General features: G+C 36.1%; 20 protein-coding genes. 10 read left to right on the top strand and 10 right to left on the bottom strand.

What is annotated here, in order from left to right; translation table 11 throughout:
• Position 1 precedes the first annotated feature (1 nt).
• The 10 genes from KEC48_RS14880 (at position 2) to KEC48_RS14835 (ending at position 10,334) form a co-directional block, all read left to right on the top strand.
• Positions 2–868, top strand: coding sequence for a hypothetical protein (locus tag KEC48_RS14880; RefSeq protein ID WP_087158603.1), 867 nt, complete (start codon positions 2–4; stop codon positions 866–868).
• Positions 865–1,053: a hypothetical protein gene (locus KEC48_RS14875; RefSeq protein WP_087158604.1), complete on the top strand. Its 189-nt coding sequence runs from the start codon at positions 865–867 to the stop codon at positions 1,051–1,053. Before KEC48_RS14880 ends, KEC48_RS14875 begins: the two co-directional genes overlap by 4 nt.
• Positions 1,040–2,821 carry a VirD4-like conjugal transfer protein, CD1115 family gene (locus KEC48_RS14870; RefSeq protein WP_211963242.1) on the top strand — a complete coding sequence of 594 codons (1,782 nt, stop codon included), beginning with the start codon at positions 1,040–1,042 and terminating at the stop codon, positions 2,819–2,821. Before KEC48_RS14875 ends, KEC48_RS14870 begins: the two co-directional genes overlap by 14 nt.
• A gap of 2 nt (positions 2,822–2,823) precedes the next feature.
• Positions 2,824–3,132 carry a glutamyl-tRNA amidotransferase gene (locus KEC48_RS14865; RefSeq protein ID WP_211963241.1) on the top strand — a complete coding sequence of 103 codons (309 nt, stop codon included), beginning with the start codon at positions 2,824–2,826 and terminating at the stop codon, positions 3,130–3,132.
• 30 nt (positions 3,133–3,162) lie between these two features.
• Positions 3,163–3,993, top strand: coding sequence for a hypothetical protein (locus tag KEC48_RS14860; protein WP_175627876.1), 831 nt, complete (start codon positions 3,163–3,165; stop codon positions 3,991–3,993).
• A 32-nt stretch (positions 3,994–4,025) separates the two neighbouring features.
• Positions 4,026–4,238 carry a hypothetical protein gene (locus KEC48_RS14855; RefSeq protein WP_087158608.1) on the top strand — a complete coding sequence of 71 codons (213 nt, stop codon included), beginning with the start codon at positions 4,026–4,028 and terminating at the stop codon, positions 4,236–4,238.
• Between the two features lie 98 nt (positions 4,239–4,336).
• Entirely contained in the window at positions 4,337–5,791 is a 1,455-nt protein-coding gene (locus KEC48_RS14850; protein ID WP_211963240.1) for an RNA-binding domain-containing protein, read from the top strand.
• Between the two features lie 162 nt (positions 5,792–5,953).
• Positions 5,954–6,349 (top strand): PrgI family protein, encoded by a 396-nt coding sequence (locus KEC48_RS14845; RefSeq protein ID WP_211963239.1) that lies wholly within the window; start codon positions 5,954–5,956, stop codon positions 6,347–6,349.
• Positions 6,312–8,669 carry a VirB4-like conjugal transfer ATPase, CD1110 family gene (locus KEC48_RS14840; RefSeq protein WP_211963238.1) on the top strand — a complete coding sequence of 786 codons (2,358 nt, stop codon included), beginning with the start codon at positions 6,312–6,314 and terminating at the stop codon, positions 8,667–8,669. The genes KEC48_RS14845 and KEC48_RS14840 overlap by 38 nt, the downstream gene beginning before the upstream one ends.
• Positions 8,670–8,684: 15 nt before the next feature.
• Positions 8,685–10,334 carry a lysozyme family protein gene (locus KEC48_RS14835; RefSeq protein ID WP_211963236.1) on the top strand — a complete coding sequence of 550 codons (1,650 nt, stop codon included), beginning with the start codon at positions 8,685–8,687 and terminating at the stop codon, positions 10,332–10,334.
• Here the strand turns inward: KEC48_RS14835 and KEC48_RS14830 are convergent, their stop codons facing one another.
• The 10 genes from KEC48_RS14830 to KEC48_RS14785 all read right to left on the bottom strand — a co-directional run bounded on the left by KEC48_RS14830 (position 10,335) and on the right by KEC48_RS14785 (position 19,954).
• On the bottom strand, positions 10,335–12,956 hold the full coding sequence (locus tag KEC48_RS14830) for an LPXTG cell wall anchor domain-containing protein (protein WP_211963234.1): 2,622 nt from the start codon (positions 12,954–12,956) through the stop codon (positions 10,335–10,337).
• On the bottom strand, positions 12,953–13,525 hold the full coding sequence (locus KEC48_RS14825; RefSeq protein ID WP_204209581.1) for a TetR/AcrR family transcriptional regulator: 573 nt from the start codon (positions 13,523–13,525) through the stop codon (positions 12,953–12,955). The genes KEC48_RS14830 and KEC48_RS14825 overlap by 4 nt, the downstream gene beginning before the upstream one ends.
• A 321-nt stretch (positions 13,526–13,846) precedes the next feature.
• Complete coding sequence (locus KEC48_RS14820) at positions 13,847–14,395, bottom strand: sugar O-acetyltransferase (protein ID WP_211963232.1); 549 nt, start codon at positions 14,393–14,395, stop codon at positions 13,847–13,849.
• A gap of 254 nt (positions 14,396–14,649) precedes the next feature.
• Positions 14,650–15,840: a tyrosine-type recombinase/integrase gene (locus KEC48_RS14815; protein ID WP_003417815.1), complete on the bottom strand. Its 1,191-nt coding sequence runs from the start codon at positions 15,838–15,840 to the stop codon at positions 14,650–14,652.
• Positions 15,841–15,918: 78 nt separating this feature from the next.
• Positions 15,919–16,122: an excisionase gene (locus KEC48_RS14810; RefSeq protein ID WP_002347229.1), complete on the bottom strand. Its 204-nt coding sequence runs from the start codon at positions 16,120–16,122 to the stop codon at positions 15,919–15,921.
• A 375-nt stretch (positions 16,123–16,497) separates the two neighbouring features.
• The gene (locus KEC48_RS14805) at positions 16,498–16,737 is read right to left on the bottom strand and encodes a helix-turn-helix domain-containing protein (protein ID WP_009896525.1); all 240 of its coding nucleotides are present in this window, start codon (positions 16,735–16,737) and stop codon (positions 16,498–16,500) included.
• On the bottom strand, positions 16,730–17,158 hold the full coding sequence (locus tag KEC48_RS14800; RefSeq protein WP_009896527.1) for a sigma factor-like helix-turn-helix DNA-binding protein: 429 nt from the start codon (positions 17,156–17,158) through the stop codon (positions 16,730–16,732). The genes KEC48_RS14805 and KEC48_RS14800 overlap by 8 nt, the downstream gene beginning before the upstream one ends.
• Positions 17,159–17,438: 280 nt before the next feature.
• A complete protein-coding gene (locus KEC48_RS14795; RefSeq protein ID WP_003417802.1) occupies positions 17,439–17,663 on the bottom strand; it encodes a hypothetical protein in 225 nt (74 codons plus the stop codon).
• A gap of 126 nt (positions 17,664–17,789) precedes the next feature.
• Positions 17,790–19,523 (bottom strand): ABC transporter ATP-binding protein, encoded by a 1,734-nt coding sequence (locus KEC48_RS14790; RefSeq protein WP_003417799.1) that lies wholly within the window; start codon positions 19,521–19,523, stop codon positions 17,790–17,792.
• Positions 19,524–19,609: 86 nt separating this feature from the next.
• Positions 19,610–19,954 (bottom strand): recombinase family protein, encoded by a 345-nt coding sequence (locus KEC48_RS14785; protein ID WP_009896530.1) that lies wholly within the window; start codon positions 19,952–19,954, stop codon positions 19,610–19,612.
• Positions 19,955–19,968: the final 14 nt, after the last annotated feature.

The following is a 19,968-nucleotide window of genomic DNA, read 5'->3' as shown; positions in this document are numbered from 1 at the left end:
GATGAATGAAGAAAATAAAATGTCAAAAGCAGATTTTGCGAAAATGATGCAGGAAAGAAGAAAAGCATTATTTGATATGGCGAATGATCAAGTGGAGAAAGCTGTTGAAAGTTCACAGCAGTACAAGATCTATCTAGATTTACAATCACGCCTTGGATATACACCAACAAATACACTATTGGTCATGAAACAAAATCCTAAAGCAACTTTATTAAAAGATATCGTGCATTGGCGTGAAGAACAAAAATATATCAAGAAAGGTGAAAAAGGAATTCAGATCCTTGAACCAGGCAATGAATATGTCACTAAAAATGGAAATCGAAAGATTAGCTACAACCCAAAATATGTTTTCGATATTTCACAGATCAGTGGATTGAATAATCCTCCAACTCCAGCAACTTATGAAACATCTGAACTTGTAAGTGCACTTCTTTATCGTGCCGATGTGCAACCAGAGGTTGTTACAGATGACTCTAAGTTACCAAGCAAGGTATATTTTGATCCGGAATCAAACAAGATTTACGTTAAAGCAGGACAAACACAAAGTGAAATGCTTCATGGATTGATCCGTGAATATTGTGTAGTAGAATTTAGCAACAAAGATAGAGATAGACAACAAACCATGTTCTTATCCGAAAGCTGTGCTTATATGATCTCCAACAAATTTGGATTAGAGAATCGCAACACGCTATTCTTGAATGATTGTAATGAGCACTTCTTTTCAAAAGAACCAAAGGAAATCAAAAAAGAGCTTGAACAAATGAAAAAAGTTTTCTCAAAAATCTCTAACCGAGTAGAGCAAGGGTTATATGCACAGCAAGAACAAACAAAACAAAAAAATAAAGAAGTTGGTGATCACGTACGATGAGCAAAGAACCTATTTATTCCATCAAGGTTTCCGACATGGAACGTCGTATCATCATCAAGTCATTGACATTATTAAAAGATAGACAAATTCAAGAGAACAAGAAGTATGACTTTATTGATGATCTTATCCTCAAAGCTTGCGATGCTTCACCAGTAAAATGCAAGCGAGGATATGAGGAACGATAATAAAGATGTATTGATCATACTTGGAATCTTTACGATTCCTGTTGTATGGCTTGCCCTACTCATTGCCCCATATATAAATAATGGTTTGATTGAAGCTCTTCCCTATCTAACGAAAGCTATCAATGATCCTTTTCATATCACGCTGTGCAAAAACACATTAAAAACGATCTTTATCTTCTTGCTTATATATGGTATTGGCATCGGGATCTATTTCTCCACACTTCGTAATTATCGAAGACAGGAAGAATATGGTTCTGCCAAATGGGGATCTGCTTCTAAGGTAAATAAAAAATATGCCGATAAAACGTATTCACAAAATAAGATCCTGTCACAAAATGTACGTATTGGATTAGATGGAAAAAAGCACCGTAGAAATCTCAATACTCTCGTTATTGGTGGAAGTGGTGCTGGTAAAACAAGGTTTTATGGAAAACCAAATATCATGCTATGCAATACAAGTTTTGTTATTTTGGATCCTAAGGGAGAAATCTTACGAGATACCGGAAACCTTCTTGAAAAGGAAGGTTATGTGATTCGTGTAATCGATTTGATTGATATGAGCAAATCTCATGGATATAATCCATTCGCCTATATTCAGGATGATAAAGATGTATTAAAGTTGATTACCAATCTTATTCGCAATACCACTCCAAAAGGTGCCCAATCGAATGATCCTTTTTGGGAAAAGAGTGAAACAGCTTTATTAGAAGCACTTTGTCTTTATCTCATCAATGAAGCTCCAGAAGAAGAACAAAACTTTTCCATGGTCATGGAAATGATCGTAGCTGCTGAGCCTAAAGAAGATGATGAGGATTATATTAGTCCATTGGATCAACTCTTTATTGAACTGGAAAATGACAAACCAGAGAGTTTGGCATTAAAACAATATAAGATCTATAAACAAGCTGCAGGTAAGACCGCAAAATCAATTTTGATTTCTGTAGGTGTACGACTTGCAGCTTTTAATCTAGAATCAATTGCTTCTCTTACTCATTATGATGAACTTGAACTTGAAAAAATGGGCGAAAGAAAAACAGCTTTATTTGCTGTTATTCCAGATAATGATTCCACATTCAACTTTTTGATTGGTATGTTATATACTCAGTTATTTCAAATGCTCTATTACAGTGCTGATATCATCCATCATGGTGAGTTGCCTATTCCTGTTCATTTTATGATGGACGAATTTGCCAATGTTGCTCTTCCAGATGAATTTGATAAGCTTCTTGCGACCATGCGTTCTAGACGAATTTTCGTTTCTATCATCATACAGAATCTAGCTCAGATCAAAGCACTTTATAAAGATGCTTGGGAATCAATAGTCGGGAACTGTGATGAACTTTATTACCTTGGTGGAAATGAACAATCGACCCACAAATTCATGAGCGAATATCTAGGAAAAGAAACCTTAGATACGAACACCTATGGTAAATCGAGTGGTAGAAATGGAAACTATTCTACAAATTATCAACAGGCAGGGCGAGAACTACTCACTGCAGATGAGGTTCGTTTGTTAGACAATGACTATGCCCTTCTCTTTATTCGAGGGGAACTGCCCATCTTGGACAAAAAGTATAACATTTTAAAACATCCTAATGTGACTTACACAAAAGATGGTAATGGTCAATCTTATGAACATGGTAAGATTCATGGTCTTATTGATAATTGGCAGGACATCATCATCAGCGACAATGATTATGAATTGCTCAGTGATGAAGATATGGAAGAATATTTTAATCAATTAGAAAAGAAAAAGGAGAAAAAATAAACATGAAAATAAATAAGAAAACAAAGACAAAATTAGCAATCTATATTGCCTTGGTATTAACATTAAATTTTGGATTTACGCCTGTATTTGCTGCGGGTGATCCTATTTCGGTCGTCAACAATCTAAGCGACTTTATCTTCAGCTTGATTCGTGCTATCGGTATGATCTTGCTTGGTTTTGGTGTCGTACAGATTGGTCTTTCATTAAAGAGTCATGACCCTAGCCAACGTGCTAATGGATTTTTGACCCTAGCAGGTGGTGTCATCATTACTTTTGCAAAAGAAATTTTAAATCTTATTGTAGGTGGATAATAGCTTTTACTAAAAAAGGAGGTGTGATCTATGGGTGGCATATTAGACAACCTACAAAATGCTTTACAGACATGGAACGAGAAGTTGGCTGAGATATGGCTACTTCTCACCCAGTCTCCTCAAGAATTCAAAGGTGGTGGAATCTGGGACATCATCGTGAAGATCCACGGAGCTTTGATTGCCATTGGTTTGGCTTTGCTTGTATTGTTTTTTGTATTTGGACTCGTCAAGACATGTACGAGTTATCAGGATATCAAAAGACCTGAACAGGCATTTAAGATCTTTCTTAGGTTTATCATTGCACGTGCTCTTGTTGTCTATGGAATGGATTTCATGTTAGCGATATTTGATATCGTTCAAGGTATTACTTCTACAATCATGGAAACTGTTGGAATTGGTACAGCGTCAGAAACTGTGATTCCAGATGTGATTGTGTCAGCAATCGAAGATGTCGGTTTCCTTGAAAGCATCCCTTTGTGGGCTGTTACGCTACTAGGAAGTATCTTTATCACCATCTTATCATTTATAATGATCCTCACTGTCTACGGTCGATTCTTTAAACTGTATTTATATACAGCTATTTCCCCTATTCCTCTATCAGCAGCTGCAGGCGAATCAACACAAAATGTTTGTTACGCATTTTTGAAATCATATGCTGGTGTATGCATGGAAGGAGCAATCATCGTACTATCATGTATTATCTTTTCTCAATTTGCAGGAAGTCCACCTGTCATTGATCCAGATGCAAGTGCTGTCAGTATGGTTTGGAGCTATATTGGCGAAATCATCTTCAATATGCTGATCTTGGTAGGAACTGTAAAGATGAGCGATCGTGTTGTTAAAGACATGATGGGATTGTAAGCAATAAGAATATTTAACGAAAGGAGAACACCATGAGCAATACTTATCAACAAGTAAATATATTCTTAATTAATGGGAACATCGTTATAGCATATGAGAATAAATATGGTCCAGTCCATCAATCCATTCTATATGAATTCCAACAAGGAACAAGTCCGTTCATTAACGCAAATCTGATAGATGATCAAAAAGCCTTGATTCCAAAACAGAATATTCTTTATATTACTGTCAACAATAAATTTTAAATAATCAATAAAAAAGATATCCTAAAAGCATTTAAAATTAGGTATAATATGATTAACATGTATTAACTATATAATTTATCTTAAAGGAGGCATTGCCATTGAAATATGAAGAATCTAATCTAGTGGAATTAAAACGATCTTTAAACGATGATATGATAAAAGAAGTCATAGCTTTTTTAAATAGTTACTTAGGTGGTACCATATACGTTGGTATAAATGATGATGGATCATTCTATAATCCTACACAAGAAGAAAAAGATTTAAATGAATCTAGAATCATCAATTGGATCAGAGATGAAGCGATTTATCCAAACTGTTCTGATTTTGTCGATATTTCCTACAATGAAGATCAAGTCCTAACGATCAAAATTAATCCAGGAGATAAAAAACCTTATTATTTAAAATCTAAAGGTCTGACACCAAGCGGCGTATATATCCGTTACGGTAGAAACAAATCTCAAGCATCACAAGAAGAAATATCAAGAATGCTTAGAGAAAGAGACAATATTGCATTTGAATCTTTAATTTCAAAAGAGCAAGATCTTACTTTTAAAGCTTTAGAGAGAAAATTCGAAGAAATAGAGTGGGATTTTTCTCAGTTTAATTTTAAAACATCTGGGTTCATTGATAAGGAAACTGGATTATTTACAAACCTTGCTTTTTGGATAAGCGATCAATACAATATCGATACAAAAATGGCAGTATACCAAGGAATGGATAGAGACATTTTTAGATCAAAGAAAGAATATGACGGTTCAATTATAATTCAAATTGATAAAGTTCTAGAATATTTTGATCTATGCAACGAAGTAAGAGTTATAATTGATGGATCACCTATGCGAAAAGAGATATTGTCTTATAATAAAAGAGCTGCTCGTGAGTGTATATTAAACTGTTATTGTCATAGAGATTATTCAAGAAAATCTAATATAAAGATAGAATTTTTCGATGATAGATGTGAAATCATATCCCCAGGCGGTTTCTATGATGGTCTGACTTTAGAAGATGCGCTAAATGGATTGCAAAGTTTTAGAAATGAAAAGCTTGTAAAACTATTATTTAAACTTGGCTATATAGAAAACTATGCTTCAGGTTTAACGAGAGTATTCAACGAATACAAAAAAGTTAATTTAGTTCCTAAAATAGATACAAGCCTAACACTATTTAAGATTATCTTGCCTAATATAAACTTTAAGGCCTTTAACCATCAAGACAAGATTGATAAACATAGAAGCGACTTAAATGGCGACGTAAATGGCGTTGTAAATGGCGACGTAAATGGCGTTGTAAATGATGAATTAGATAACTGGATTAAAGATATTGTAATTAAACTTACTGAACCAAGAGATATAGATATAATTCAAACTATTGGAGATAATCCTGGTATAAAAATGAAAGAATTAGTGAATATACTAAAACCTAAATATCCTAAAATAAATAATAATATTATATCTAAAAGAATCAAAATACACAGCCATTTAATTGAATTTAGAGGACCTCAAAAAACAGGAGGATACTATCTAAAAAGTCAAGAACAGTTTAATGAAGCATAAATTAAAAACCACATGTTCTTATAAAAGTGTTACAGTAATTGATACAGTAAACAATAACGCTATATAATCAGGTAATCAACACAAAACATAAATAACAATTTGAAGTAATTTTAGTTAACTCTAGAATTACTTTTTATTTTGTCTAAAAGAAGGAGTAAAAACATGCAATTAAAGATCAATAAAGAAATTAGAGACTTTAAGGAAAGCATATTCTTTGGATTATCCATGCGTCAGTTTATATTTTCAGCTTTTGCTTGTGGAATCGCAGTCTTTCTGTATTTTACTTTCATAGATAAACTGGGCATGGAATTAACAAGTTGGGTATGCATGATAGGCGCTTTACCATTTGCTGCCATTGGATTTGTCACAATCCAAGGTATGACATTTGAGCGCTTTTTAATTGAATTGTATCGCTCTACCCTACTTCATTTCTATCCGCTGGAATATTTACCTTATAACTATTTTTATGAACTAACAAAGAAAAGAATCGAAAACATTAGAAAGGAGTCTATAAAAAACAATGATAAAAAGTCAATTAAAGATGCAAAAACAAAATAAAGAAAAAATCAAGATTTCAAGATCCATTCAAGATACGATTCCTGTTGATACCGTCTATTCTGACGGTATTTTTCGTATGAAGAATCGTTTTAGTAAGACCTATCGTTTTTTAGATATCAATTTCTCTATTGCCAGTGATGAAAGTAAGGAATTTATCATCAAGATGTATAAAGAATTATTGAATTCCTTTGATTCCAGTGTCATGGTAAAGATTACGATCAACAATCGAAAGATCGATTTTGCTAAATTCAAAGAAGATATCCTTTTAAAGAAAAAAGACGATCCTCACTTCGATGCATTTATTGAGGAATATAATCAAATGTTGATCAAAAACATGGAAAATTGTTCGAATATCATTCAGGAAAAATATATCACAATCACTTGCTTCAAAAAGGATATCGAAGAAGCACGTTCCTACTTTGGGCGTTTATATAACGAAATGAGCACACATTTTAAGCGTCTTGGTTCACAGCTTATTGAACTTTCGCTAAACGAAAGATTAAAGATATTTCACGATTTCTATCGTCCTGGTGAAGAAGATTTCTTTAATTTTGATATAAAATCTTCAGCAAAGCATGGTCATTCCTTTAAAGATGATATCTGCCCGAAACATTTAAAATTTAATAACGGATATTTCAATATCAATGATAAATATGGTCGTGCCCTATACTTTTCCAAGCTTCCTCAATATCTTGATGTCGAATTTCTTCTAAACCTATGTTCATTGAATAAAAACATGATGTTCAGCATTGACTTCTATACGATTCCTACCGATGAGGCTATGTTGGAGGCAAACAACAAGATGTTAGGTGTAGATACAAATATCGCTACATTTTCTCAGAAGCAAATTGCCAACAATAACTTTGCGACAAATCCACCATATGAACTTGTCACAAGAAAAAAAGAAATAGAAGAAATGATGAATGATCTCACTTCCAGAGATGAAAGAATGATGCTTGCCAATATGACAGTAGTACATCTTGCTGATACTAAGAAGGAACTTGATGCCGATACGGCTATTTTAAAAGATACAGCTCGTGCTATTCTTGTTGATCTAAGCACGATCTTCTTACCAAGCAGACAGCTAGATGCTCTTGTTACGACCATTCCATTTGGTGTCAATCGATTACAGTATATGGTTCGTACAATGTTAACAGAAGCCTTAGCAACCCTTACTCCTTTCCGTGCTCAAGAGATCATGGATAAAGGTGGAATCTATTATGGTCAAAATACAATAACAAATAATATGATCATCTGTAATAAGGAAAAATTGAAGAATCCAAACACTCTTGTTCTGGGAGTCCCTGGTTCAGGAAAATCATTTCTTGTCAAACATGAAATCGAAGCGACGATGGCATCCAGTGACGATGATATCATTATCTGCGATCCTGAAGGAGAGTATGATGTCATCATGAATCACTTTGGTGGCGAGGTCATTGAAATCTATGCAGGTGGTAAAGATCATATCAATGCCATGGATATCACGCTAGGTTATGGTGATTCTGGAGATTCCTATAAGGATAAAGCTCAATTTATCTTATCTTTGATTGAAAGTGTCAACAGAGGTACTGTTTCCCTAGAAGAAAGAAGTATCCTTGATCGTTGTATCAGCATTGTTTATCAAAAATACGAAGAAACTGGTATCATGCCCACACTTGTTGATCTTCGAGAAGAACTATTGAATCAGCCTGAATCGCAAGCAAGAACATTAGCTTTGAAGATGGAGCTTTTTACTTTAGGTTCCATGAACTTATTTGCACATCATACGAACGTGAACACGAAAAATCGTATTATTTCATTTAACATCCATAAATTAGATAAAAATCTGAAAACGATGGGACTTCTAGTAATCACAGATCAGATCATCAATCGAGTCAATGAAAACTGGAAAAATGGAAAAAGAACACATGTTTATATCGATGAATTTCATGTCGTCTATTCAAATCCAGAAAGTGCAACCTTCTTCAATTCAGCTTGGAGACAATTCAGAAAAAGAAATGCGTATCCAACAGCCATTACACAAAATGTTGAGTATTTATTACAAGATGAAGAGTCACGTTCTATCTTTGCCAATACACAATTTTTTATCATGTTGAACCAAGCGGCTAATGACGCAGAAGAATTATGTAAACTTTTAGAGATTTCCTCAGAACAAATGCAATACTTTAAAGATGTTGAAAGTGGTAGAGGTCTTATCAAATTTGGATCAACACTTGTACCTTTTAGAATGCTCATTGATCTAGAATCTATGTTATATATTATCAATTCTACAAAGCCATCTGATCTAGAGGAACAACGAAAAAGAGGTCTTATCAAATAGACCTCTTACTTTTTTATGTCTAGTAACCTCAAGATCAAAAACATAGATTCTCATTTGAAGCAAAAAAACACAGATGATAAACTACACTGTAATATCAAAAATATAGGTCTTAAGAACAAAATAGACTCTATAAAACAATCCTCAGGTAGCGAAGTCAATAACAGTGAACAAAAGCAAGAAAACTACGCTATCAATAAGATCGTTGATACCGAAAAATCCACTGCATATCGTTCAACATCAAAACTTAAACAACAGTTCAAAGAATCAAAAGCTAAATCAAAGATCAAAAAGAAGATGGAACAAACAACGTCACTAAAAAGAAAAGAAGTTCTATCTTCAAATGAACAGCCATTATCAACTAGTACAAATAAAGACAATGTTGCTTCTGTTCAGCAAAAACCACTTAAGCAAAGCGTCATAAAAAAAGAAACACAAGTTAATAGCCAAAAGAAACTTCATTCCATCAGAAATGGGCTCACTTCTCATAGAAACGAACCAATTAAATTTCCGTCAGAAAAATTATCTAGAAATCAACTCCTATTAAAAAAGAAACTGAGTACTCAAACATCGCATTCTACCAAAACGATTCGCTCGAAAGCAACCTCTGGTCTTAAAGCAAGCTTTCAATTTATCAAGAAATCCGTTTTATCTATCAATAGACTTTTATCTTTAGGTACTGCATTGATCTTATTACTGGTCATTACATTATTTATAGGTGTATTTGCGGCGTTATCAGATAATTCAACTGTTGGTAGCATCTATGAACCATTAAGTCCAGAAGTCATCGCCTATCAAGAAACGATCGAGAAATATGCCAAGCAATATGATATGGAAGATTATGTTCCTATTATTTCTGCAGTAATGATGCAAGAGAGTGGAGGAAAAGGCACAGATCCTATGCAAGCTTCTGAGTGCCCATATAATACAAAATATCCACAAAAACCAAATGGAATAGAAGAACCTGAATACTCCATTGAAGTAGGTATTCACTATTTATCTGATTGTTTCAAACAAGCAGGAGTCAAAGATATATTTGATAATGATCATATATCATTGGCTCTACAAGGCTACAATTATGGAAATGGATATATTCAATGGGCAATCACAAATTTTGGTGGTTATTCCAAAGCAAACGCCAAAGTATTCTCTGATCAAAAAAAAGCAGAACTAGGTTGGGATACCTATGGTGATCCCTATTATGTAGAACATGTCATGCGATATGTTGGACTCGGTTTTGGAAATTATCGTGAACAACCTAACTTCAATAATACAGAGGCTTGGGGAAGTAATAATCCATATAGTCGAGTTGGATTATATGGTCAATGTACATGGTTTGCGTGGGGAAGATTTTATGAAATTCATGGTTTCAGTCCTGGATTTACTGGTGATGGATGGAAATGCGCAAAACAACTTGTGAATGCTCATCCAGATAAATTCAAAATTTCTAGTACTCCAGCAGTAGGAGCCATCTTTTCTTGCATTGGACGAAATCATGTCGGTATCGTTATCGGATGGGATGGTACTAATATAACCATTCAAGAAGGAAACTTAGACGGAAAGACTAATTCATTTGCAGAAGCAAAAAAAGACTGGCATACAGTTACCTATACGCTCAGTCAATTTGTTTCTATCTGTCATGGCGTTGAATTCGCCATTCCAATTTAATTAACGATTATATTTCTTATATCTTCTTAGTACTAGAAGTGAAGCACTGGATGCGATCGCAAGCATTGCCCACAAATACAAGTTAGTTTGCTCACCTGTTTCTGGAACTGTAGTTGTTTCTTTAACTTTAACAGTAAAGTAAGCTTCTATAGTTCCATTATTAAATTCTAGGCAAATCTGATGCTTTCCTGCTGATAAAGTATCTAAGAAAGAGGATTTTAAAGTAAGGATCGTACTTCCAGATTTGATATCATAATTTGTATCCTCTAATTCTTTTCCATCTACAAGAACTTTCTTGAATTCATTGATATCTGTATCAACTTTAAAAGTTAATCCATCTTTGCTTCCTTTTGTCCATTCTTGATTAGCACCACTGATTAACTTAGGAAGTTTCGCAATAATCGTATCTTCTAAAGTAATTTCATGTTCTGCTTTTTCATCGCTGAAATATTTATCGCATACTTCACAATACCAATATTCGATATTTCCAGTATCGGTACTAGTCGGTGCTTTCACTTCTGTCTTGGTCAGCTTGTGTCCGATAGCCGGAATATCTGTCAGATCCTTCGTATCTGTGTAGGTCTGACCATTAAATTCGACAGTCGCCGTATAAGTGGTTACGCCTGCTTCCGTGCAGGTGGCAGGGGCCTTTTCTGCCGATGTTACAGTTACCTTCGGACTTTCCTTATGGTTTTCATCCTTTTCACAGGTAAAAGTCACCGTACAGGTTTTTCCATCCTCCGACCAGCTCCAGACCGGTTCACCATAGCTGTGACCGGTGGCCGGAATGTCTGCCACATCTTTCGTATCCGTGTATGTCTTGCCGTTAAATTCAACGGTAGCCGTATAAGTGGTTACGCCTTTTTCCGTGCAGGTGGCAGGCATCTTTACTGCTGATGTAACCTTTACCTCCGGAGTTTTCTTATGGTTTTCATCCTTTTCACAGGTAAAAGTCACCTTGCAGGTCTTTCCATCCTCTGCCCAGCTCCAAACAGGTTCGCCATAGCTGTGGCCGGTTGCCGGAAGATCAGCGATCTCTTTGGTATCCGTATAGGTCTGACCGTTGAATTCAACAGTTGCCGTATAAACGGTGATACCATCTTCCGTGCAAGTTGGTTCTTCTTTTACAGTGGAAGTGATGCTTGCTTCTTTGCTTTCCTGATGGTTCTCATCATTGTCGCAGATAAAGGTTGCCGTTGCACTTTGGCCGTTCTTGGACCATTCCCAGGTTGGTTCTCCATAAGCGTGCTCAGTAGCCAGAATCACGGTATCTTCTTTAGTGGTTGACATCGTGGCGTTTTCATCGCTGAAATACTGTTTGCAGCTTTCACAATACCAGTATTCTTTATTTCCGTTTTCTGTACAGGTCGGAGCTTTGTATTCATAATGTGTCAAAGAATGTTTGACTGTCAAAATCGCAGCATTGCTAGTGATTTTACCTAAGCTATTCCATACCACACAGCGGTATTGTAAGCCGTTCATGCCAGTTGTAGCGGCTTCTGTGGTGTAAGTGGCTTCGGTTGCTGCTCCATCAGCTTCTATCCAACTTATCCCATTATCAGCGCTTTTCTGCCACAGATATTGTAGATCGCTTCCGCTAGCTGTGATGGTGAAGGTTGCTGGATTGCCTTCTTCCACGGTCTGGCTAATAGGTTGAGCGGTGATAGTTGGAGCGGAAACAATAGTGCCATTGTTAATCAGATTACCATTGGTATCAAGGGATGATCCTTGCGGTATGGTCAAGGTTTCGCCCTCGTTGATGGTTAGGCTGTCCTGCAAGGTCACATTGCCGTAGACGGTGCCGCTCTTGCCGTTAAAGACGATACCTCCGCTCTCACCATCTGCTCCAATCTGAAAGCTATCGGGAGATCCATTTATAACCCCCCCTGTGCTGCCTTCCGTATCCACCATGGCGTTACCACTGACGGTCAGGCTGGAAGGACCATCGTTATAGAGCCGCATAAAGTAAATTCCTACAGTTGAACCGCTGGCAGTCAGATTTCCGTTATTTACCGTAGCAGCAATTTTGTATCCTTCACCAGCTGATAGCTGAACGCCATATACATTAGATGAAGTTGTAACATCCGCACCGTCTATGTTAAGGTTCGCATCCTTTGAACCAATAAGGGTAATTCCTGAATCAATATTCCCTCCCACATTGACTGCTAAGCTGCCAGAACCTGAGATAGACAAGGAGGCATCTCCAGCCTCAGACATCACACGAATTCCGCCGGTTCCCGTTATGGTACTCGTTCCTTGGGATACTACTATAGTGAGAGAAACATCAGCAGACTGACTAAAAGCGATCACACTACTGCGATACTGGGCACCACTTCCAACACTCACATTTTGATTGTGAGAAATCTCCACCTCATTCAGCGTAAGGGTGAAGGTGGCGGCGTCATAATAAAACTGACCGCTGGCAGGTTCTGTACCGTCAACTTTTGTCCAAGTTCCATTTTGGTTTTCATAGCAACCGCTTTCTGTAATTAGCTGACCACTTATATACAATTCAGTTCCTCCCGCCGCCAGCGCCGTGACAGTAGTGTTAGGCACGATTCCTACTACTAATAGGATTGCTGTAAAAATGGATACTGCTTTGCTCCATATTCGTTTCTTCATTTTCTCTCCTCCTTTTTATCTTTTATGTATGCTTTTAAAGACGAACGTATCGCATTTAACTGAAGATTTAAATATTCTTCATCTTCAAATAAAGCATAATGTACACATGCTCTAACAAAGATATAGGTCATGCCTTGAATATAATCAGCTGGCATTCCTAATTTGTTTGAAAGTTCATCGGCATATTCTTTATAACGTACATTGACGCCTTTAAAGAATTCTTTTCCTTGTTCTCGATATTTAGGACTAGAATAGACCTGATACATGAATCGATATTTCTTTCCATGAAGTTTTGCTGTAAGATGTGGCATTTCATTTAAGAAACGTTCGATATCTTCAAAACTCGTAGGAGCTTTTGCCATGAAATCTTCTTCTACCTTGGCCATACAATAAGCAGTAGCTTGAATGATTAAATTATCTTTTGAACCAAAATGATAGATCAACCCACCATTTGTGATACCACTAGCTTCAGATAATTTCAACATACCTGTATTTTCTAATCCGTATTCACAAAATGTATCAAAACAAGCTTCTAATATCTTCGATATATCTGCTCCTTTTCTACCCAAAATATGCACCTCCTTTTTTATAACTGACCATTTATTTAATTCTATCTTAATTATATCAAACTTCGTTTAACAGTAGAAGTATTATTTTATGTTCGATTAAATATTTTATTTTTACATAGATAAAGCCTAAGATAAAGCGAATAAAAAAGACCGGCATACAGTTCCCTATACGCTCAGTCAATTCGCTTCTATCTATCATCCTATTGAATTTACTAAATTTATCACCAAAATATATTAAATAATTTTAATTATACAATCCTTCGAATAAGATGTGTAAAATATATATCATCATTAATATTATATAAAACTCAGTGTATATTCCTATTTTTTCTTTATTCTTGCAGGATTTCCAATTGCTATGGAATCATTAGGAATATCCTTTGTTACTACACTTCCTGCCCCTATGACTGCATTGTCTCCAATTGTAACCCCAGGCAAAATAGTACAATTTCCGCCAATCCAAACATTTTTACCAATTGTTACTGGTTTACCAAATTCAACATCCAATAATCGTTCATTTGAATCTAACGAATGGCAAGCCGTATATATATGTGTATTTGGACCAATCATAGTATGTTCTCCAATTCTAACAGGACATACATCTAAAATAACGCAACCATAATTAAACATTACATTTTTATCTATATAAATATTATATCCATAATCACAGTAAAATGGAGGCTTGATCCAAAAATTGCCATTTGTATGAATTAATTTTCTTATTAATCTAGATCTCATATTAATTTCATTAAATGACCTTTTATTATATCTGGTGCAAATTCGATTTGCTCGTGCTCTCTCTAATACAAGCCTAGGATTTGCAGGGTTATACTTTTCACCAGAAATCATTTTTTCTTTTTCTGTTTTCATAAACAATCTTACTTTCTCCTTTCTACTATTTAGTACCATTTGCTTCATAAAATGTTACATTATTCTTATTTTTTTATATAAAAACTTACTAAATTTCTGATTATCTTTTCATAAGTTGGTAAATGCCGATATATCCCGTATTTTAGGGCTTTATCGGTATTTTCTTTTCGGAAGATACCTTGCATAAGCTGGCATTTACCAGCATGAAAATGCAACCAAAAGTAGTAAATGAGTAGTAAATATAAGCTCCGATATTAACAAGCCAGTCTTTCCAGTTCTGCTTTTGCAGATTGAAATGTACCGTGTGCGTAATAGCCAAGTGTCATGGTTATGTTAGCGTGTCCCATGAGGTATTGCAGAGTGTTTGGGTTCATTCCTCTGTTTGCCATATTCGTACAATAAGTATGTCTGAATGAATGTGGCGTGATGTTCGGTAACTTGTCCGTGTGATACTTGTTATACTTCTTAATCAGTCCTCGCACCATGCCCTCATAGTTTCCTGCAACTTTAGGCAAGCCCTCACGATTTAGGAATAGGAAATTGCTGTAACCACCTACAATCAGCGGTTGTGCCTTTCCTCTGTTCTTTAGTATTCTTTGGATTGCTTGATAAGCCCGTTCTGTCAATGGAAGTTCCCGTTTTCCGTTTTTGGTCTTTGGCGTTTCAATATAGTAACCCATTTCGCTATCTTTCAATAACTGGTGGTCTATATTGAGTACTCTGTTCTGCATATCAATATGCGTCGTCAGTCCGCAAAATTCAGAAATACGAAGTCCCGTTTCCAGCAGAAGCACAACCTCATCATAATACTTACTATAAATTTTGTCCTTTTCCATAAAGGCAAGCAGGCGTTCTTCCTGCTCTGGTGTAAGGATAACTTTCTGTTCGGTATCATCTTCCAGAACATCACTTAGCTTAAATTCAAATGGGTTCTTTCTGATACAGTCGTCTTGTATCGCCATGTAAAATGACGCTTTCAAGGAACGCTTATAGTTATCAATCGTTTTATAGGCATATCCTTTTTCACTCATTCTAATAGCCCATTCTTTAGCGTCCGACTGCTTAACCGTATCAATCGCCCTCATACCCAATGGGTCATTTTTCAGAGCGTTCATAAGATACTGTCGTCCTTTTTCAGTAGCCCTTTTGATGTTCTTTCTTTGGCTGTTCTTCTTGTCGTAGAGCTGGCAGACTGTCATTTTACCGCCGACTGTGTCGATACCGTCGTTAAGGTCTTTTTTTATCTGTGCTTCTTTTTCCCTCAACGATATATCATCACGCTTTCCAGCAGGTGTCTTGTCTGTCGGTACAAGTTTCCAAGAATAGATAAATTGTGGCTTTCCGTATATATCGGTATATTTATAAACGTATCTTCCGTCTTTTCGCTGGCTCTCTCCATTACGCAAATTGCGATTTTTACTGTCTTTTCGTTTCACATTAGACATAGTGTAAAGCTCCTTTCCGTCATGGAATGAGCCGTGATACGCTATACCTTATTATACCATATCTACGGCTCAATGACATTAGATTTCGTCCAATGTATCTATGATTTTTTCAAATTGTTTTCGCTTAATCTGAATACGATTACCGTTCACGATAACCCAGCCAGCGTCAAGATTTTCTTCGGCTAATTTACGCAATTTCTTTTCGCCAATACGGAAGTATTTAGACGCTTCTTCAATCGTCAGCGTATATTTTTCCCAGATAGGCACATCAGTATTGTTCATAATCTATACACCCCCTTTACTGTGTGTCGTTTTTTACAAGCAGGCAGACGGCTTTGGAAAGCTCCGTTAGTATCTCAACTATTCCCATTCTTGTGGGCAGAACCGCACCATGCGGACGTATCATTATTCTGTGAGGATAGGTCGTGGCAAAACGACTTTTCCAACAGTCGCTCTCGGATCACTGCGTGGGTCGCTCGCTTTCTTTTTGAAAAGGTCGTGGCGTACAGTCCCCGTGGCTCGCTATCTCACAAACGTATCTGTCTGCTTTATTCAGTTGTCAAAGAGCTGTGGCGAAAGCGTGTTGCTTTCATGTAAAAGCAGGAGCAGAGCAGGAAAGAGGGGATTGAACAAATCATGCTCTGCGGTTACTGCTTCTTATTCTTCGGTTTCTAAAGGAATATCAAAGTCCAACATCATTTTGATAAGTGCTTCTCTGATACGTCCCTTTAATTCCATGTCTACGACTATGCAGACATTACCATATCTGTCATAGAATGGACGTAAACAACATTTTGATATGTACGGGTCATAAAATGCCAGTATCTTTTCAATCGAATTTACGTTGCCGTCCACAGCCGACGAGATAAGGTAAAATGACGGGCGTGTGTTATTCATCATTCATGTTCTCCTTTAACTTTTTCTTGATTTCTTCAAGTGAGTTCTTCCTACTGCGGAACGACGTTGAACGGTTAATCTTTAATCTGTCGCCGATTTCTGTATCGCTCATGCCTAAGAAGAAGTACATCAACAAGATTTCTCTGTCCTTTTCAGACAGATACTTAATCGCTTCTGCTAAATCATCATCAAGGACACGAACCTCAATACCGCATACATCAAAGGCGGTATAATCGCTTTCATATTCGTCCCAGACAGCCAGCTTTTCCACGACGATTTCTGGAAGTTCACAATAGGAAATTTCCTTATTTCTTCGTCGCTTTAATTCTTTGCGGTAATTACGGACAATGCCCTTTACTACACGTTTGAGCTTGCAATCGAATTGACATTGTATCGTTCTTTGGAAGTTCGACGGTTTCATATCATCACACCCCCTTTCCGTTATGACGTGAAAAGTGTTTATCCCTCTTTCCGCACCATATCTGTACGGCAAGGTGTGATTTGTTGCAGGAATTTGAAAAAAATTGAAAAAATTTTTTCGGGTACAAAAAAAGCCCGCACAAAACATATAGTTTTATACGAGCTATTAAAGCTGTAAAATATTCAGTTTTTAATAAAATGCTATTAGGTAGTGTATGATTGTATAGAATTTCGCTTAAAATGTTCCATAATACAATCCCCCTTACAGCACTTGTTTTGTATTACACTTTTGTCTTTTGGGTAATCTTGTAAATATATTCTTCTGATGTAGGGCGTTTATTTCCAAAATACTTTTTAAAATTTGCCTGCACCTCTGGGTCGGTGCTGTTCATAGCTTCATCAATCGTTGCTTCAATATCCGCCCGAACATCAGACAATGATACACCGCCAGCTTTTGCCCCAGCTTTCAATGCTTTTTTAATATCTCGTTTTTTCAGACCAATCATATGTGTGTTTCTCCTTTAAGCATAAACATCTTGAAAAGCAAGTTATGATATTGTAAATCATTGAAAATTTAATGTTTCTGCTCTTATAATACTATTTTTCTATTCTATATCAGTTTTTCTATACGATTATACAGACCACCCCAGACTTTCTTGTTGAATAGAATATAATTTGTGATATAGCCCTTTTCTTTCCATAAGCTCATTATGTGTTCCATGTTCAACTATTTTTCCATTTTCCATTACTAATATCTGGTCTGCATCTACCACAGTCCTTAGACGGTGTGCAATCATAATAACTGTTTTACCTTTTATCAGATGTGCAAGTGCTTTTTGTACGAAAACTTCATTTTCTGGGTCAAGAGAGGCGGTTGCCTCGTCTAAAAGAATAATCGGAGAGTCTTTTAATAAAGCTCTTGCAATAGAAATTCTTTGACGTTCTCCACCTGACAATGTACTTCCGTTTTCTCCTAAAATAGTATCATATCCATTTGGCAGATTACGAACAAATTCATCACAGTAAGCTACTTTGGCAGCTTTATATACTTGTTCTTTTGTAGCATTAGGATTTCCCATTTGAATATTATTAAAAACTGTATCATTAAACAATGTAACATCTTGAAAGACAAAGGACATCTTTTCCATTAAATTTTCAGGATTGATTGTTTTAATGTTTTTATTACCAATCGTTATTGAACCGCTTTGTATATCCCAAAATCTGGCAATCAATTTTGCGATTGTACTTTTTCCGCTTCCAGACGGACCAACTAACGCTGTTATGCTTCCCTGTGGTATTGTGCATGAAACATTGTGAATAACATCTTCATTGTTATAAGCAAAAGATACATCATTTAACTTAATATTATAAGTTTGAGGTGTTTCTTCTTTCCCACTCATAGCAGGAGTAGTCAATAATGTTTTCATTCTTTCTGTAACGACATTAAGATTTAATAATGTAGTTAATTGAGATAAAATAGCTAATATCGGTCCATATATCTTTGTTACAATCAAGAAAAACATAAGAAGAGGTAATAGCTCAATTTGTCCATTGACTAATAAGATTGTCCCTACAAATATAGTTATTCCTATTCCTGCTTGTAAAATCATGCTTGCACTGGACATAAAAATACCGACAACCATTTCAACTTTAACAGCAATTTTTTTCATTTCCAATAACGCTCTGTTCAAAGTCCTAAAGTGAACGCCGCTTAAATTACATGATTTAATGATTTTTATTCCCTCTAAATATTCTTGTACTTGACTGGACGCATTTAATTTTGTTTCCACTTGCTTTTCAAATAATTTTATCTGATATTTCCTGCTACACCAAATAACTAAGAAAGCAATCGGTAATGTAATGAAAACGCATAATGCTAAACGCCAATCAAATAGTGCAAGAAGAACACAGGTTAAAGTTACAGAAATTCCATTTGCAATTAGAGGCGGAATAGTACTACTTAACATTGACTCCATACTACTACAATCCGACATCATATTTGTTGTAAGTTCTGATAAATCCTTTGTGTTGAAGAAACTCATAGGAAGTTTACGCAGATGTTCAGCAATACGCAATCTAGTAACATTTGACTCTTTATAAGAAGCAATATAAGTCTTGCGATAATCATTTTTGGAAGCTAAGAAAACAATGATTGCTGAAATAATACCTGCTCCCCAAAGCAACCAGATATTTTGCCAATCTAACTCTTGCCCTAAAAAAGGATTTAATAGCTCACTAAAAACCATAACTGTAATACAAAACGGAAGTAACATTGCTAAATTTGTAATCGTACAAGCAATGATTGCTTTTTTCAAATCAGTATAGCCTTTATCTGATAAAAATAATATTTCTTTTAATTTTTTCATTTTACTGCACCACCTTTGTTTGAACTTTCAAATCAATCGCCTCTGTATAATGTTTCCACATTTCAGCATAACGTCCATTTTTATGCTCAAAAATGGATCACGCCTTTTTCGCTGAACAAGCAGCGTTCTTTGATACAAAGGAGCTTGACCTTGTGCCGGGTGAGCTGGTCGATATAGCTTTGGGTCATCCCCCATTCCCGGCCTATCCGGGTCAGACTATGGACTAACACCACATCCACCTCGCCAGCGAGAACGGCCTGTGTGACCTTTCCCATGCCCGGACGGTCAAGGGTCAACCCGCTGCCGTATTCGTCCGCAGCGCCGATAATGGTATATCCCGCCCGCTTTGCGTAAAGCTGGAGCAAGAACCGCTGGTGTTCCAATGCAAAGGTATCGTCACGGGCCACACGGCAGTAAATGAAAACTCTCATATCCCACACCACCT

Source organism: Clostridium sp. C1 (assembly GCF_018223625.1).
GTDB lineage: Bacteria > Bacillota_I > Bacilli_A > Erysipelotrichales > Coprobacillaceae > Allocoprobacillus.
This window is presented reverse-complemented; position numbering and strand designations above follow the sequence as displayed.